At 67.2% G+C, this 14,980-nt stretch carries 17 protein-coding genes; 11 read left to right on the forward strand and 6 right to left on the reverse strand.

The features are described from left to right. The first annotated feature begins 121 nt into the window (after positions 1–121). The 8 genes from aroC to ON45_RS06835 all read left to right on the forward strand — a co-directional run bounded on the left by aroC (position 122) and on the right by ON45_RS06835 (position 7,438). Positions 122–1,285 carry a chorismate synthase gene (gene aroC / locus ON45_RS06800; RefSeq protein ID WP_040492891.1) on the forward strand — a complete coding sequence of 388 codons (1,164 nt, stop codon included), beginning with the start codon at positions 122–124 and terminating at the stop codon, positions 1,283–1,285. Then, positions 1,282–1,803 (forward strand): shikimate kinase, encoded by a 522-nt coding sequence (locus ON45_RS06805; protein ID WP_040492892.1) that lies wholly within the window; start codon positions 1,282–1,284, stop codon positions 1,801–1,803. The genes aroC and ON45_RS06805 overlap by 4 nt, the downstream gene beginning before the upstream one ends. After that, positions 1,791–2,816 carry a 3-dehydroquinate synthase family protein gene (locus ON45_RS06810; RefSeq protein ID WP_040492893.1) on the forward strand — a complete coding sequence of 342 codons (1,026 nt, stop codon included), beginning with the start codon at positions 1,791–1,793 and terminating at the stop codon, positions 2,814–2,816. Before ON45_RS06805 ends, ON45_RS06810 begins: the two co-directional genes overlap by 13 nt. Then, on the forward strand, positions 2,813–3,892 hold the full coding sequence (locus ON45_RS06815) for a M24 family metallopeptidase (protein ID WP_158412252.1): 1,080 nt from the start codon (positions 2,813–2,815) through the stop codon (positions 3,890–3,892). The genes ON45_RS06810 and ON45_RS06815 overlap by 4 nt, the downstream gene beginning before the upstream one ends. A gap of 2 nt (positions 3,893–3,894) precedes the next feature. After that, entirely contained in the window at positions 3,895–4,458 is a 564-nt protein-coding gene (efp, locus tag ON45_RS06820; RefSeq protein ID WP_040492894.1) for an elongation factor P, read from the forward strand. Further along, the gene (gene nusB / locus ON45_RS06825; RefSeq protein ID WP_040492895.1) at positions 4,458–4,865 is read left to right on the forward strand and encodes a transcription antitermination factor NusB; all 408 of its coding nucleotides are present in this window, start codon (positions 4,458–4,460) and stop codon (positions 4,863–4,865) included. The genes efp and nusB overlap by 1 nt, the downstream gene beginning before the upstream one ends. 20 nt (positions 4,866–4,885) lie before the next feature. Then, positions 4,886–6,445: a DUF2079 domain-containing protein gene (locus tag ON45_RS06830; RefSeq protein ID WP_040492896.1), complete on the forward strand. Its 1,560-nt coding sequence runs from the start codon at positions 4,886–4,888 to the stop codon at positions 6,443–6,445. A 66-nt stretch (positions 6,446–6,511) separates the two neighbouring features. After that, a complete protein-coding gene (locus tag ON45_RS06835; RefSeq protein WP_040492897.1) occupies positions 6,512–7,438 on the forward strand; it encodes a hypothetical protein in 927 nt (308 codons plus the stop codon). On the opposite strand, the gene ON45_RS06840 is transcribed toward ON45_RS06835, so the two are convergent. From ON45_RS06840 to ON45_RS06860, 5 genes are all read right to left on the reverse strand, one after another. Further along, positions 7,411–8,400, reverse strand: coding sequence for a Gfo/Idh/MocA family protein (locus ON45_RS06840; RefSeq protein ID WP_040492898.1), 990 nt, complete (start codon positions 8,398–8,400; stop codon positions 7,411–7,413). The two genes, ON45_RS06835 and ON45_RS06840, sit on opposite strands and share 28 nt — an antisense overlap. 110 nt (positions 8,401–8,510) lie before the next feature. Next, entirely contained in the window at positions 8,511–9,230 is a 720-nt protein-coding gene (locus tag ON45_RS06845; RefSeq protein ID WP_040492899.1) for a hypothetical protein, read from the reverse strand. A 119-nt stretch (positions 9,231–9,349) separates the two neighbouring features. After that, entirely contained in the window at positions 9,350–10,768 is a 1,419-nt protein-coding gene (locus ON45_RS06850; RefSeq protein ID WP_040492900.1) for a dihydrolipoyl dehydrogenase family protein, read from the reverse strand. Then, complete coding sequence (locus ON45_RS06855; RefSeq protein ID WP_040492901.1) at positions 10,765–11,466, reverse strand: TVP38/TMEM64 family protein; 702 nt, start codon at positions 11,464–11,466, stop codon at positions 10,765–10,767. The genes ON45_RS06850 and ON45_RS06855 overlap by 4 nt, the downstream gene beginning before the upstream one ends. Next, positions 11,463–12,074 carry a CDP-alcohol phosphatidyltransferase family protein gene (locus tag ON45_RS06860; protein ID WP_040492905.1) on the reverse strand — a complete coding sequence of 204 codons (612 nt, stop codon included), beginning with the start codon at positions 12,072–12,074 and terminating at the stop codon, positions 11,463–11,465. Before ON45_RS06860 ends, ON45_RS06855 begins: the two co-directional genes overlap by 4 nt. A gap of 190 nt (positions 12,075–12,264) precedes the next feature. Between ON45_RS06860 and ON45_RS06865 the strand changes: the two genes are divergently transcribed. Then, positions 12,265–12,633: a single-stranded DNA-binding protein gene (locus tag ON45_RS06865; RefSeq protein WP_158412254.1), complete on the forward strand. Its 369-nt coding sequence runs from the start codon at positions 12,265–12,267 to the stop codon at positions 12,631–12,633. Here ON45_RS06865 and ON45_RS06870 read toward each other — a convergent pair. Further along, on the reverse strand, positions 12,614–13,801 hold the full coding sequence (locus ON45_RS06870) for a DUF1015 family protein (protein WP_241432164.1): 1,188 nt from the start codon (positions 13,799–13,801) through the stop codon (positions 12,614–12,616). The two genes, ON45_RS06865 and ON45_RS06870, sit on opposite strands and share 20 nt — an antisense overlap. 6 nt (positions 13,802–13,807) lie before the next feature. Between ON45_RS06870 and ON45_RS06875 the strand changes: the two genes are divergently transcribed. Then, the gene (locus ON45_RS06875; RefSeq protein ID WP_083914532.1) at positions 13,808–14,584 is read left to right on the forward strand and encodes an HAD-IIA family hydrolase; all 777 of its coding nucleotides are present in this window, start codon (positions 13,808–13,810) and stop codon (positions 14,582–14,584) included. A 22-nt stretch (positions 14,585–14,606) separates the two neighbouring features. Then, positions 14,607–14,980: hypothetical protein (locus ON45_RS06880; protein ID WP_040492903.1), on the forward strand; the 374-nt coding region annotated here is incomplete at its 3' end.

Here is a 14,980-nt window from a genome sequence, read left to right on the forward strand (position 1 = left end):
AATTTCGTGGGATCGGGACCGTGGGCGTCCGGATCCCTCGAAATTTGCTCAGCGGCGGGGGTGTGAAGGGCGGCCTGAACGGCTCGGGAAGCGGAAATGGGGGTGGCGGTAGGATCGGGGGATGCTGAGGTATCTGACGGCCGGTGAGTCGCACGGACAGGGACTCGTCGTGATCGTCGAGGGGCTTCCGGCCGGTCTGGGGATCACGGTCGAGCAGATTCAGGCCGAGATGGGGCGCCGTCGCCTCGGGTTCGGGCGCGGTCCGCGGCAGCGGTTCGAGGCCGACGAACTCACGCTGATCGGCGGTGTCCGCCACGGTCGCACGCTCGGCTCCCCGCTCGCGATCGAGATCAAGAACAGCGAGTGGTTCCGCAGCGACAAGTGGCACGACGAGATGGACCCCGCGCCCGGGGAGACCCAGTCTCCGCTCACCCAGGTCCGTCCTGGCCATGCCGACTTGGCCGGGATGCAGAAGTACGGGTTCACCGACGCCCGCGACGTGCTCGAACGAGCGAGCGCCCGCGAGACCGCTGCCCGCGTCGCGGCTGGCGCGGTCGCGAAGGAGTTGCTGCGCACGCTCGAGGTCGAGGTTCTGTCGCACGTGATTCAGATGGGTTCGGTCCGCGTCCCGGACGGGGCCGATCGACCATCGCCCGACGAACTCGATCGTGTGGACGAGAACCAGGTTCGCTGCTTCGACCTGGCGACGAGCGATGACATGATCGCCGAGATCAAGGCCTGCGCGAAGGACGGCGATTCCCTCGGCGGCGTCGTGGAGGTGCTCGGATTCAACGTGCCGGTCGGCCTGGGATCGCATGTCCACTGGGACCGGAAGATCGACGCGATGCTCGCTCAGTCCGTCATGAGCATTCAGGCGGTCAAGGGTGTCGAGATCGGTGACGGTTTCGACGTGGCAGGACGCCGCGGGAGCAACGCTCACGATCCGATCTCGTGGGATTCCGAGAACTCCACCTACCGGCGTGGGAGCACGCTCGCCGGAGGAACCGAGGGCGGGATGACGACGGGCGAACTGCTGGTCGTGCGCGCAGCGATGAAGCCTCTCGCGACGCTCAACAAGCCCACGCTCGAAACGGTCGACACGGCCACCAAGGAGTCGGCCGTGTCGTTCAAGGAGCGCACCGACGTGACCGCGGTGCCGGCGATGGGTGTCGTCGCGGAAACCATGGTGTCACTCACCCTGGCGGCGGAAGCTCAGCGCAAGTTCGGAGGCGATTCCGTCGATGAGTTCGTGCGCAACGCCGAGGCCTTCGCGGCGACGCTGTGAACACCTGCACCGACCGGCATCTCGTGCTCGTCGGGATGATGGGCGCGGGCAAGTCATCGGTCGGTCGCGTACTCGCACGTCGGCTCGACCGGGAACTGTTCGATTCCGACGAGATGATCGAGGCCCGAGCGGGACGAACGGTCCGGGAGATCTGGCGCGACGAAGGAGAGCCGGTCTTCCGCCAGCTCGAGACCGACGTGCTCGGCGACGCGATCGCCGCCGAGGAGCCGTCGATCATCGCGGCCGCGGGCGGCGTGGTGCTGAGCGACGAGAATCGAGAGGTGCTGAAGGGCAGCGGGGCCCACGTGGTGTGGTTGCTCGCCGATGTCGACCTGCTGCTCGAGCGTGTTCGCAACGGGATGCATCGACCGCTGCTCGATGACGACCCCGAAGGAACGTTGCGACGGATGTACGAGGAGCGGTCGGCGTTGTACCAGGACGTCGCCGATGCCATCGTGTCGGTCGACAACCGGTCCGTCCACGACGTCGCGGGGGCGGTGCTGCGATGCGCCGGGTGACCGTTCCACTCCCGGATCGGGCGTACGACGTCCTGGTCGGGAACGGCGCGATCGAGCACCTGAACGATCTGGTTCCTGACCGAGTTCAGCGGATCGCCGTGGTGACCCAGTCCGGGGTTCCTGCGGCATTTCGCAATCTGAGCAGCCACCTCGCAGACCGTCACATCGAGGTGTTCGAGATCGGTGTCGGGGAGGCGGCGAAGTCGCTCCCGACGATCGAATCGTTGACGAGCTCGTTCGCTCGGATGGGCCTGACCCGCAACGATCTCGTGATCGGCGCCGGCGGCGGGATGGTCACCGACGTCGCCGGGTTCGCCGCCGCGTCGTGGCACCGCGGCACCCCGGTCGTGCACGTGTCGACCTCGTTGCTCGGCATGGTCGATGCTGCGATCGGCGGCAAGACCGGCGTGAACCTGCCGGAGGGAAAGAATCTCGTCGGAGCGTTCTGGCAGCCGTCCGGCGTGATCTGTGATCTCGACGCACTCGACACCCTTCCTCCCCGCGAGATGCGCTGTGGGCTCGGTGAGATGGCGAAGTACCACTTCCTCACCGGCGACGATCTCTTGAGCATGGAACTCGAGCAGCGGATCGCCCGATGCATCGAGATCAAGGCCGAGATCGTCGCCGCCGACGAACGCGAGGGCGGCCGACGAGCGCTCCTGAACTACGGACACACCCTCGCGCACGCCCTCGAAACGGCGACCGGCCACGACCTCGCGCACGGCGAAGCAGTGGCGATCGGTCTGATCTACGCCGCCGAACTCGGTCGCGAACTGGGTCGTATCGACGACGCCCGGGTCACCGATCACCGGCAGGTGGTGGCAGGGGAGTACGACCTGGCCACGCGCCCGCCCGACGGCCTCGATGTCGATCAGCTCATCGAGCTGATGCGACGCGACAAGAAGGCGCTCGACGGCTTGACCTTTGCACTCGACGGTCCCGATGGTGTCGAAGTGGTCACGGGCGTCGACGAGCGGTCGGTCCGCACCGCGCTCGAATGGTTCCTCGCGTGACGAGCGGGTTCGATCTCTCGCCGATCGACCACGCCGCGAGGGTCCGTGCGATCTGTGCCGACGCCGACGGCACGACGCTGCACACCGACCTGACCGACGTCCGCTGGCTGACGGGTTTCCACGGGTCGAACGGCTGGGCGATCACCCGCAGGGATGAGCTCATCGTCGGAACGGACGGTCGCTACGGCGACAAGGCCCGCGAGGAGACCGCCGGGACCGGGGCGACGATCGTCGTCGAACAGCGAGCCGATCGCTTGCACCGACGACTCGTCGAATTGCTCGGAGACACCGAGGTGGCGCTCGATGCCTCGGCGGTCACGCACTCGACCTGGACCCGGTTGGCAGCGGACATCGACCTCGTCAATCGTCCCTCACCGATCACGCGCGCCCGGCGGATGAAGGACGCCGCCGAGGTCGAGCGGATCGCGGCGGCAGCGGCGTGCGCCGACGGGGCGTTGGCCGAGGTCGAACCGAACTTGTGCGGGATGACCGAACTCGAGGTCCGCGCCGAACTCGAGTACCTGATGGTCCGTCAGGGCGCCGACGACCGCAGCTACGAGACGATCGTCGCGAGCGGTCCCGACCACGGCGCACGACCGCACCACGGCGCATCGCGACGCACCATCGCCGAGGGTGACACGGTGATCATCGACGTGGGGGCGCTCGTCGACGGATATCACTCCGACATGACCCGTTCCTGGGTGATCGGCGACCCGACACCCGAGCAGCGTGAGATCTACGCGCTCGTCGCGGCCGCACAGGAGGCCGGTCTCGAAGCCACCCGCCCCGGCGTTCAAGCGACCGAGATCGACGCGGCGTGCCGAGCGGTGTTCGACGAGGCCGGCTATCTCGACTGGTACATCCACGGCACCGGCCACGGCGTGGGCCTCGACATCCACGAGAGCCCGTTCCATTCCCCGATCAGCACCGATGTGATCCTCGCCGACGACGTGGTGACCATCGAACCCGGCCTCTATCGTGGCGGATTCGGTGGTTTCCGGATCGAGGACCTCGTCCATGTCACCGAGTCCGGCTACCGGGTGCTGACGCACTCACCCAAGCGAGAGTTGAACTGAACATGCCCCAGATCTCCGTCAATGACCTCAAGAACGGCATCACGCTCGAACTCGACAACAACCTGTTCCAGGTCGTCGAGTTCCAGCACGTGAAGCCGGGCAAGGGTGGTGCGTTCGTCCGCTCGAAGATTCGCAACGTGCGCACCGGTGCCGTGATCGACAAGACGTTCAACGCCGGGATCAAGGTCGAGCAGGCGATCGTTCAGCGCGAGGACATGCAGTACCTGTACCACGACGGCAACGACTACGTCTTCATGAACACGAAGACCTACGACCAGACCAACGTGCCCGAGGTGGCGCTCGGCGACACGAAGGACTACCTGATCGAGCAGATGGTCGCGCAGATCGCGTTCTACGACGGCGAGATCATCGGCGTCGAGATTCCCGCATCGGTGGAGCTGACCATCGGCAACACCGAGCCGGGACTCCAGGGCGACCGTTCGAGTGGCGGCACGAAACCGGCGACGCTCGAAACGGGCAAGGAGATCAAGGTGCCGCTGTTCATCGAAACCGGTGACAAGGTGCGCGTCGACACGCGCACCGGCGACTACATGACGCGCGTCTGATGGCGACGCTTTCGCGGCCCGACGAACGGTCGGATGCGCGCGAACGGGCGCTCTACCTGCTGTACGAAGCGGAGTCGAAGGGCATCACCCCCGTCGACGCGCTCGAACTCCAGGTGCTCGCACCCGATGAACTGACCCAGACGATCGTGCGCGGCGTAGCCGAGCACCGTGACGCCCTCGATGTTGCGATCGACGAGCGGGCGACGGGGTGGACGCTGGCGCGGATGCCGGTGATCGATCTGAACGTGCTGCGCATCGGTGCGTTCGAACTCGCCCACCGCCCCGAGGTGCCCACCGCCGTCGTGCTCGACGAAGCGGTGAACCTGGTCAAGCAGTTCTCGACCGACGACAGCGGTCGATTCGTCAACGGAGTGCTCGCCGCGCTCGTTGCCGACCTGCGTCCCTGAGCGCGCGCCAGACTGGTGGGATGACCGAACTCGTCGAGGAGGCCCCGGCATCCGGGACCGACGATGACGAGGACGCGTCTGAATCATCGGCGACTTCCCGACGCTCCTGGTGGACCCGGATCACCGTTCCCCAGGTGTTGATGGCGGCGGTCGTCGTCATCTACATCGCGTTCTACACACGTCGTTCGCTCGACATCCACCACGCGCTCGGCACGGCGTCGTACGACTCGGCACTGTACGACCAGGGCGTCTGGCTGCTGTCGCGTTTCGAGACGCCGTTCGTGACGCTCATGGGTCGCAACCTCTTCGGCGACCACGCATCGTTCATCCTGCTTCTGCTGGTGCCGCTCTACTGGATCTGGCCGGCGGCCGGGGTGCTGTTCTTCAGCCAGTCCGCGGCGATCGGCGCCGGAGCGATCCCGATCTTCCTGTACGCGCGGAAGCGACTGAGGAGCGAGTGGCTCGCGCTCGCGATGGGAGCGGCGTACCTGCTCCACCCCGCGGTCGGCTGGACGAACCTCGAGAATTTCCATCCGGACTCGTACCTCGGCGTGTTCGTCGGGTTCGCGATCTGGGCCGCACTCGAGCGACGGTGGAAGACCTACTTCGTGTTCGTGGCGCTGGCCCTGCTGGTGAAGGAGGACGCCTCGCTCGTGCTCGTCCCGCTCGGTGTGTGGGTCGGGGTGAAGCGGGACTGGCGGATCGGTGTGGCCACCGTGGTCGGCAGCCTCGCCTTCATGGCGTTCGCGATGTTCGTCGTGATGCGCAGCCTGATCGGTGTGCCGACACGCAACACGTGGCGGATCCCGTTCGGCGGACCGAGCGGCGTGATCGACACCGCGCTCACCAACCCGACCGACCTCGTTCGCCACCTCCGGAGCGACGATCGGCCGTGGTATCTCGTCCAGATGACCGCACCGTTCGCCTGGCTGTTCGTCCGCCTGCCGTCGGTGGCGCTGATCAGCGGTGTGGTGTTGTTCACGAACGTGCTGAGCACCTTCTGGTACCAGTATCAGATCGAGTATCACTACTCGCTCATCGCCGTTCCTGCGCTGTCGCTCGGCACGGTCTACGCGATCGGAGCGATCCGGAACGCGGGTCCGTTCGCGATGCCCACCCGCACGATTGCCGTGTCACTGGTGGCCGTGGCGGCGGTCTTCACCTCGTACCTGTGGGCTCCGGTGCCATGGGGGCGGACGGATCAGTTCTACGGGAACCCGAACAACGAATGGGCGAACTCGGCGCGGGAGATCATCGACCTGGTCCCCGAGGACGCTGTCGTCGCGGCGCACTATCGCGCCACTCCGCACATGGCTCACCGCGCGGAGATCTACCAGTTCCCGGTGCCGTTCCGATCGGTGCTCTACGGACCGGAGGGCCTGCTGGACGGACCGCGCATCCCGGACCGTGCGGAACGTGTCGAATACATCGTCCTGCCGGTTCCCGGCGCCGGCCCCACCAGTTTCCCGAGCGAGGACTGGGCGGTCGTGAAACCGGCCTTCGACCTCGTCGAACGGAACGACTTCTGGGCGCTCTACGAACGCAACCCCGACGTCCCGATCCCGCCAGAAGACCCCTGACCGTCCTGCGCCACCCGGTGCCATCGGGTGTCTGACACCGAATGGTCCGTGTGTCACGATCGGGCGATGAGTTTCGCGACCGAGATCGACCACGCCGACGATGGCACGCTGACCGGGCCGTTCCGTGCGCCCGCGCAGATGCTCGCCGACCAGGAGTACGGCGGACATGCGAGCGTGCACGACGATGCCGAGGCCGCGAAGCTCGGACTGGTCGGGGCGCCGATCGAGGGGCCCACCCACTTCAGTCAGTTCGACCCGCTGGCGGTCGAACACTGGGGCCGGCAATGGTTCGAGAGCGGGTGCATTTCCTCGCACTTCCTGAACATGGTGGTCGAGGGCGAAGACGTGCAGGCGGCACTCGCCCCGCATGGTGCGCACTCGGCGACGATCAACGCGGTCAAGCACGACGGCACACCGGTGTTGACCGGGACCGCCTCGATCGGTACCGACACGTCGACCGAACTGGATGCCCGACGGGAACGTGGACTCGGCGATCCCGGCGAGCTGTTCATCGTCGACCAGTTGGAGATCGGGATGACGTCCGAGCCGGTCAGTGTCACGATGGGTTTCGACAGCCACAACGGCGCGCTCTACCCGTTCTCGCTGAGCGACAAGCTCGCCCGGATCACCGAACGTTCGTCGTGGTACGACGCCGACGGCGACTCACCCTGGGGCACGCCGATCGTGCCGACCGAGATGATCAGCGTGCTCGCACACCAGAGTGGAGCACACTTCCCGGTTCGCGGCCCGGCGGTCGGGCTGTTCATCGACCTCGAGGTGCGCTACGTGGACGGCCCGGTGTTCGCCGGCCGTCCGTACGACGTCGCCCACACGATCGTCGGGATCGGCCAGGGGCGGTCGGTCGAGTCGTACTGGACCGAGTCGACCGTGACCGATGCCGAGAGCGGACGCCACGCCGCGACGGTGCTGCTCCACCAGGGCGTGTTCAAGGCTTCGTACGCTGATTATCCGGCGTCGGCCTCGGAGGGGTAGACCACACCGAGCTGACGGCGGATGTCGTCCATCAGCTCCATGTTCGCGAGGGTGGCCGCCCAGGTCTGCACGTCGCTCTCGGTTGCCCCCGTCCCGATGCACTCCATCGCGTGCTCGGCCTCGTGCGCCAGGCCGCGATTCGGTGCCTCGATCCGTTCGGGTTCGGAGCCGTCGAAGCGGGTGATCGTGAACTCCGACGGGTGCCAGAAGGGCGCGGCGACCGTGATCAAACCGTCGGTTCCGACGATGCGTGCGGTGTGGTCGGAGATCGCGTCGAGTGATGTGGTGAACGTGGTGATCGCACCGGACGCGTGTTGCATCACGCCGCCGACGAGACCGTCGACCCCTTGGTCGGTGAGTCGGCCCAACACCTTCACGTCGGTGGGCTCGCCGAGCAGGAAGCGACCGATCGACAGCGGGTAGATCCCGACGTCGAGGAGCGCTCCGCCGGCGAGGTCAGGACGACGGTGACGACCGTTCACATCCCGCATCGGGATGCAGAAGTTCGCGTCGACACTGATGATCTCGCCGATCGCTCCGTCCTCGATCCGGGCGCGAAGCTCCTGCCACGCGGGCATGAACCAACTCCACATCGCTTCCATGATGAACCGGTCGTTGCGACGCGCGGCGTCGAGCATCTCGCGCGCCTCGCCGGCATTGATCGCGAACGCCTTCTCGCACAGGACGTGTCGCCCCGCATCGAGCGCGGCGACCGCCATTGCACAGTGCTCGCTGTGCGGTGAACCGATGTAGACGATGTCGACCCCGTCATCGGCCCACAGCGCCTCGTAGGAGCCGTGGGCACGAGGGATCGAGTGGGTGGCTGCGAACTCGTCGGCTGCCGCCTGCGTCCGTGAGCCGACCGCGACGATCTCCGCCCCGTCGATCGTCGCGAGGGCCTCGGCCATCTGCGTCGAGATTCGTCCGGTCGAGGCGATGCCCCATCGAAGAGTGTCGGTCATCTCGGCGAACCTAGCGTCGGCCCATGGCCGGCCGAGCCGAGCGGCGAGCGAACCACCCGTCGGGTGACTTGGGTTCGCTCACCGCGCGCGGGCGCCCGGTCTTTGGCAGGTCAGCGCCAGAAGATCGGCAGCGAGTCGAACCCGCTCGCGAAACCGACCGACTCGGCGACCACTCCGCCCTCGGCGAGGTAGATCTCGCACTGCTCGAGCGATTCCCCGACGGCGAGTGCGTCGACGTCGTCGTTCTCGCACGTGTCGAAGGCGACGAGCTTGATGATCGGCGTCAGTGGTGTGTCGGTGGCGTCGAGAGCCACGAACTGCGAGGTGACGCTCGGCGTGTAGTCGGCGCCTTCCTCGGGAGCCGACACGTTGGCGATGGTGTAGTCCACGTAGAAGAGCTGAGCGTCCGCTGCCGCGTCCTCGATCCGGAGCTGTGCGAGTTCCTCGCTCGTTCCCTCGCGGATCCCGTCCACGGTCAGTGACACCAGTTCGTCGGGGAGTTCGTCGTCCATGGGCACGATGGCGGCGTCACCGATCACCAGTTCCGAGCCGGGCTCGGTCGGTGTGGCGTCGACCGGTTCGGCCGTCTCGGCAGCGGTGGTCTCGGGCTCAGCAGCGGTGGTCGGCGCCTCGGTCGTTTCCGGGGTCGTCTCGACCGTCGTCTCCTCTGTCTCGGCGACGGTCCCCGCGGTCTCGGCGACGGTCTCCGTCGTGTCGGCAACGGTGTCGTCGGCGACGTCGTCGGAGCCGCTGGAGCAGCCGGCGATCAGTGCGGTGGTGCACAGCGCTGCGGTGAGGGTGCGAGGGAGGTGAAGCGGGCGGCGGGTCATGTCGGAATCGTCCTTGTGGGGAGGGGAGTGGAGACGCCACGGTCCGTCCGGGACCGCGAGCGCTCCGGAGGGTACGTGGGCCGATGGGCGTCCCGATCGCGCCATGCGTGTCGCAGCGGTCACATCGGGTGACGACGCAGTCGTCGCCCGATTCGCCCGCGCACCATTCCCCACCACTCGATGGGAAGGCTGCTGAAGGTGTCCCGAGCGAAGTCGTCGGCGACCTGGCCGACGAGCTGCGCGTACGCCGGATACGGGTGTACGGTGGAGAAGATCTTGCGGAGCCCGATCCCGTGGTCGATGGCCATCGTGAAGATGCCGATGACCTCCGCGGCTGCCGGTCCCACGATCGCGGCGCGCAGGATCTTCCCGGTGAACCGCTCGGCATCGACGATCGCCACGCCGTGTTCGACGTCATCGGTGAGCCCACGATCGAGGTCGGCGATCTGCACGACGTAGCGGCGACGTCCCGCACGCGGCAGTGCGTCGACTGCATCCACGGACAGACCCACCGATGCGACCTGCGGCCGAGAGAACACGGCGCTCGGCTGCGCACGTGGCTCACCGAGCTTGGGCAGGTACGGCAGCGCGATCGCGCGGATGGTGCGGCGCGCGATCGAGTTCGCTCCGTGGGTGGTCAGCGTGTTGCCGGTGACGTCGCCGACAGCGAAGATCCCGTCGACGTTCGTCCGCCCGAAACTGTCGGCGACGATCCCGTCGGCCGTGGACTCGACCCCCGCGACGTCCAACCCGAGGTCGTCGAGTTGCGGCCGTCGACCCACCGCGAACAACACCTTGTCCACGTCGGAGATGGTGGTTCCGTTCGCCAGGTGGGCGGTCGCCGAGTCGACGCGTTCGATCGAGGTGCCGGTGTGGACGATCACGCCCTGGTCCTCGAGGGCGTGCTTAATGGTGGTCGACACGAGGGGATCCTCGGTCGGGAGCAGACGGTCCTGGAGCTCGACGATCTCGACGTGGCTCGCGAGGTCGCGGAAGGCGGTCGCCATCTCCAGCGAGATCGCGCCGCCCCCGATCATCACGATCTTGGTGGGAGCCGTATCGAGTTCGAACAGGCTCTCGTTGGTGAGAATTCGGCCGGCGTCGAGTCCGTCGATCGGAAACTGGACGGGCTTCGACCCGGCGCAGATCACGACGTTCTCCGCGCGCACCGATGTGATCGTTCCGTCGACTCCGACGACCGTCACCACGTGTGGATCGGCGCTCTCGGCGAGTCGAGCGCGGCCGCGCACGAGGTGGATCAGGTCGTGCTCGACCAGCTCGGCGTCCTCGCGACCGCTGAGATCGTCGCGCTTGGCGCGGACGGTCCCGAACGGGTCGGACGTCCCGGCGCGTGCGGCATGGAGGAGTGATTTCGACGGAATGCAGCCGACGTTCGTGCAGTCCCCACCGATGGGACCCGATTCGATGAGGGCGACCTCGTGGCCGAAGCCCGCGAGTCCGATCGCGAGGGTGAGCCCGCCGGAACCGGCCCCGATGACGGCGGCGCGGTAGGTGCGGGTCGGGTCGTGGTCGATCATGGCTGCCGCTTTCTGAGCACTCGGGAGATGACGATACTGACGACGAAGATGGCGACGCTGATGACGATCGCCCAGGGGTTGACTCCGTCGATTCCCTGGTCGACTCGTTCCAGTGACGCACCGAGCAGGACGAACGAGACCGTGCCCGGCAATGATCCGAGCGCGGTGGCAGCCAGGAACGGGGCCCAGCGGATGCGCAGCGCGCCACACGCGTAGCTCACGAGGTCGTAGGGCAGGAACAGCAGCCGCATCACGAAGACCGTCTCGAAGCTGTGCTCGCGGAGGCGACGGCTCCACGCGGTGATGAACGACTGCCGGTCGTCGCTCGATGCTTCCGCAACGGCGGCCTGGTCGTCGGTGTCGCTCCCTCCGAGGAGGCGTCCCACGCCATACGCGACCATTGCCGACGCGTTCGCTGCGACCACCACGACCGCGACACCGAGCCACGGTCCGAACAGGATTCCACCCATCACGGTGAGCACCGACGCCGGGAAGAGCACCAAGGGCCGGAGCAGGTAGACGCCGATGTAGGCGAGCACACCCCACCATTCGGATCCGACATTGTCGAGAAAGCGCTGGCCGACTTCGGTCGTCGACAGATCGTTGGACGTCTGATGGTTCCGCCACAAGAGGATCGCTGCGATCCACAACGCGGTGACACCGATCCGTTGGACCCAGACCCTGACCGTCACGCTCATCGCAGGAGCCGGATCGCCCAGCGAACTCGCTCCAGGGCGGTCACGACGACAGCCACGGCCATGACCCACCACACGGTGGCAGCGGCGTCGGGGAACGCGAGGGCGATGGTGAAGAAGACGATCGTCTCGGTTCCCTCGATCAGTCCACGCGGCAACGTCGCGCTGGTGGGTTCACCGCGGGCGGCCGCGCCGAGTGCCCGCTTCTCGAGCAAGGCGGCGATGTAGCCAAGCGACACGGCGTTGACGTAGAAGCTGGCGAGCACCACCGCGGTGGCGATCCAGGTCGCGCGATCGTCGGCGCCGAACGCCAGGCCCAGCGGAATCGCCGCGTACGCGAGCGTGTCGAACACGAAGTCGATCAGGCCCCCGGCGTCGGTCGAGCGGTCCGTCTCCCGGGCAACGATTCCATCGAGTCCGTCCGCGAGCCGTCCGGTCAGCCACAGCACGACGGCCAGCGCGGGCAGCTGCTGCCAGGCGGCGATCGCGGCGCCGAGGCCGAATCCCAGCCCGATCGCCGAGATGCCCGCCGGGTGCAGGAGTGTGACGGGACTGCGCGCGAAGGGTGCGAGCAGCCGATCTTTCACGGGTCGCAGCGCGGAGTCGAGCATTGTCGTCAGCCAACCTTCCACATCGCGCGCGCCTTCCCGCACCGACGGTTGTTTTCGATTCGGCTACCCGTCGTGAACCTTCTTCGCCACCGTCCGTCGGTCCGATCATCTCTGGGGCACCCCCTGAGTACCGTGCTCAGCACCGACTCTCCCCATGCATCATCCCTCCACGCATCTCGGGAGGACCCTCATGGGCCAGTCTTCATCCACTCAGAACGTCGCGGTGCTTGCCGGCACGGTCACCAGCGAGCCGACGCGACGTTCGCTTCCCTCCGGCGTCGACGTCGTCAACTTCGACCTCTCCACCCCCGTCGACGGCCAGCGCGTGTCCGTGCCGCTCGCGTGGCACGACCCGTCGGCGTCGGCGATGTCGTCGTTCGACGTCGGCGAGGAGGTCGTGGTCGTCGGGATCGTGCGGCGCCGCTTCTTCCGCTCCGGAGGTCGAACGCAGAGTCGCACCGAAGTGGTCGTCGACTCACTGGTTCCGGCGCGACGTGCGAAATCGGCTCGGTCGCTGCGTGCCGCCGCTGCCGAGCGGGTCAGGCCAGCGGACGAATGACGAGGCCGGTGAGGAGCTTCGGCGTGAAGAACGTCGACTTCGGTGGCATCACGACACCTTCACGAGCTGTGCGCTCGATCTCGGCGACGCTGACGGGGCGGATCAACACGGCGGCGTGAGCGTTGCCGTTCACCACCGCATCGACCACCCGGTCGACACCGTGCTGGTAGGTGACCGAGTGCTCGACGCCGCTGAGGAGTTCCTCGAGCCACAGTCCGTCCAGCGAGCGAACGCCGTCGAACGCACCGGGCTTCGGCGTCAACCATTCGGCGGAACCATCGGGACGCACGAGGCAGAGCGCGCCGCGCTCGTCCATTTCCGCGAGGGTCGCCGGTGAGGGCGCCTCGGCGGGCGTGCGTTCGAATCCGGCATCGAGTGCGCGGACCAGGTCGTCCACGTGGATGTCGGAGTACAGCCGGTGGATCGCCTCCACGCTCAGTTGGTCCTCCACCAACTCGCTCACGAACACGAGCGTGTCCTCCGCCGGCGTGGAGTCGCTGCCGGTCGCGGTCCGGGTCTCGTCGCGGAAGGTCTGTGCGACGCCGTAGCGATGGTGGCCGTCGGCGATCAGTACGTCGTCGGTCGCCACGAGGGCGCTGATCGCGGCGATTCGTTCCGGGTCGCTCACACGCTCGACCGAGTGTTCCACGCCGTCCACGGTGACGCTGGCGATCGGTTCACCCGGTTCGGTCAACAGTGCGGTCAACCCGTCGGCGAGCGACAAACCCCAGATCGGCGACATGTTCGCGCGGGTTGCTCGTGTCAGGTCGAGGCGATCGGTCGACGCCTTGGGAGTGATCCGCTCGTGCGGGAGCACGCCGCATTCGCCGTACGGACCCACCTCGAGTCCGCCGAGAACTCCCACGATGCTGCGGTCCGCGCCGCTCGCGTCCGTGAAGCGCAGTCGATACAGCGTGAACGTCGGCGCCTCGTCGAAGTCCATCACGCCCGCATCGATCCACTGGCGGAGCTGCTCACCGGCGCGCTCGTACCGACCAGGTCCGTCGCTCTCGCGAGGGACATCGACGTGGGTGATGTTCTGCGGACTCCGAGCGTTCAACTCGTCGAGGTCCTGCTCCGAGAGCACGTCGTACGGCGGGGCGATCAGATCGTCGATCGCGCGATCTCGGTAGCGGAGGGCGGGGAATGGGGTGAACCGTGGCACCATCACAGGATGCCACGTCGAACCGAGACTGTGCTGTGTGACCTCGACGGAGTGGTTTGGCTCGCGCACGAACCGATCCCCGGGTCGGTCGAGGCGATCGACACCCTGCGGGAATCCGGGAGGCGGGTGATGTTCGTCACCAACAATTCCGTCGCCACCCTCGCCGAGCACGAAGCCGCGCTCGCGGCAGTCGGCATCGATGCGGTGGGCGATGTCGTGTCGTCGTCGATGGCGGCGGCGTTCCTGGTCGAGCCGGGCGAGCGGGTGCTGGTCACCGGCGGACCGGGCGTCGTCGAGGCAGTCCGTGATCGCGGCGCCGATGCCGTCGCGAATCGGGACCTGCCGGCCGATCTGACGCCGGAATGGATCGGCGGATTCGACGCCGTGGTCGTCGGGCTCGATCGGCAATTCGACTACGACCGGCTCCGCGTCGCCGGTGCGGTCGTGCTCGCCGGTGCTCGGTTGATCGGCACGAACCGCGATTCGACCTTCCCGACGCCGCGTGGACTCGAGCCCGGTGGCGGATCGATGGTCGCAGCGATCGCATGCGTCGGTGGAGTGGATCCCGTCTTCGCCGGAAAGCCCGACCGACCGATGGCCGATCTCGTGCTCGACCTGGTCGGCGCTCGACCGGACGACCTGCTCATGGTCGGCGACCGTCCCGACACCGACGGACAGTTCGCCGAGCGGCTGGGTTGTCGGTTTGCGCTGGTCGAGTCCGGCGTCGCTCCCGCCGGCGAGGGAACCCACCGGGACCTCGCTGCCGTGGTCGCCGCGCTCGATTGATCACACTGGATAGTCTTGAGCGATGGCCAACTCATCGCTCCAACGACTCCTCGACGCCGGTGTGCAGTTCGGCGAAACCTCGCGCAAGCAGGCCGAGGCCACGGTGCGCCAACTCGTCGCGGCAGGCGAGGTGCAGAAGCGAGATGCTGAGAAGCTGATCGGCGGGCTGGTCGAGCGCGGCAAGGAAACTTCCGAACGGCTGAGCGAGGTCATCCAGCGCGAGGTGTCCAAGCAGGTGAGTTGGATGTCCGAGCGGTTCGACGAGCTCGAGGACCGCTTCGAGGAGCTCTCCGAGAACCTCGCCGAGCGGGTCGGCCAGGACAAGAAGTCCTCGGCGACGAAGAACAAGGCGGCCACGAAGCAGGCGCCGGCGAAGAAGAAGGCAGCAGCGAAGAA

Source organism: Ilumatobacter nonamiensis YM16-303 (assembly GCF_000350145.1).
GTDB classification, from domain to species: domain Bacteria; phylum Actinomycetota; class Acidimicrobiia; order Acidimicrobiales; family Ilumatobacteraceae; genus Ilumatobacter_A; species Ilumatobacter_A nonamiensis.

Bases quoted from the DNA above. Each gene is read 5' to 3' on its own strand.
- efp (WP_040492894.1), top strand. From the start codon at position 3,895: ATGCCCCAGATCTCCGTCAATGACCTCAAGAACGGCATCACGCTCGAA.
- ON45_RS06865 (WP_158412254.1), top strand. From the start codon at position 12,265: ATGGGCCAGTCTTCATCCACTCAGAACGTCGCGGTGCTTGCCGGCACG.
- ON45_RS06850 (WP_040492900.1), bottom strand. From the start codon at position 10,768: ATGATCGACCACGACCCGACCCGCACCTACCGCGCCGCCGTCATCGGG.
- ON45_RS06840 (WP_040492898.1), bottom strand. From the start codon at position 8,400: ATGACCGACACTCTTCGATGGGGCATCGCCTCGACCGGACGAATCTCG.
- ON45_RS06860 (WP_040492905.1), bottom strand. From the start codon at position 12,074: ATGCTCGACTCCGCGCTGCGACCCGTGAAAGATCGGCTGCTCGCACCC.
- ON45_RS06875 (WP_083914532.1), top strand. From the start codon at position 13,808: ATGCCACGTCGAACCGAGACTGTGCTGTGTGACCTCGACGGAGTGGTT.
- ON45_RS06835 (WP_040492897.1), top strand. From the start codon at position 6,512: ATGAGTTTCGCGACCGAGATCGACCACGCCGACGATGGCACGCTGACC.
- ON45_RS06830 (WP_040492896.1), top strand. From the start codon at position 4,886: ATGACCGAACTCGTCGAGGAGGCCCCGGCATCCGGGACCGACGATGAC.
- nusB (WP_040492895.1), top strand. From the start codon at position 4,458: ATGGCGACGCTTTCGCGGCCCGACGAACGGTCGGATGCGCGCGAACGG.
- ON45_RS06870 (WP_241432164.1), bottom strand. From the start codon at position 13,801: ATGGTGCCACGGTTCACCCCATTCCCCGCCCTCCGCTACCGAGATCGC.
- ON45_RS06845 (WP_040492899.1), bottom strand. From the start codon at position 9,230: ATGACCCGCCGCCCGCTTCACCTCCCTCGCACCCTCACCGCAGCGCTG.
- ON45_RS06855 (WP_040492901.1), bottom strand. From the start codon at position 11,466: ATGAGCGTGACGGTCAGGGTCTGGGTCCAACGGATCGGTGTCACCGCG.
- ON45_RS06810 (WP_040492893.1), top strand. From the start codon at position 1,791: ATGCGCCGGGTGACCGTTCCACTCCCGGATCGGGCGTACGACGTCCTG.
- aroC (WP_040492891.1), top strand. From the start codon at position 122: ATGCTGAGGTATCTGACGGCCGGTGAGTCGCACGGACAGGGACTCGTC.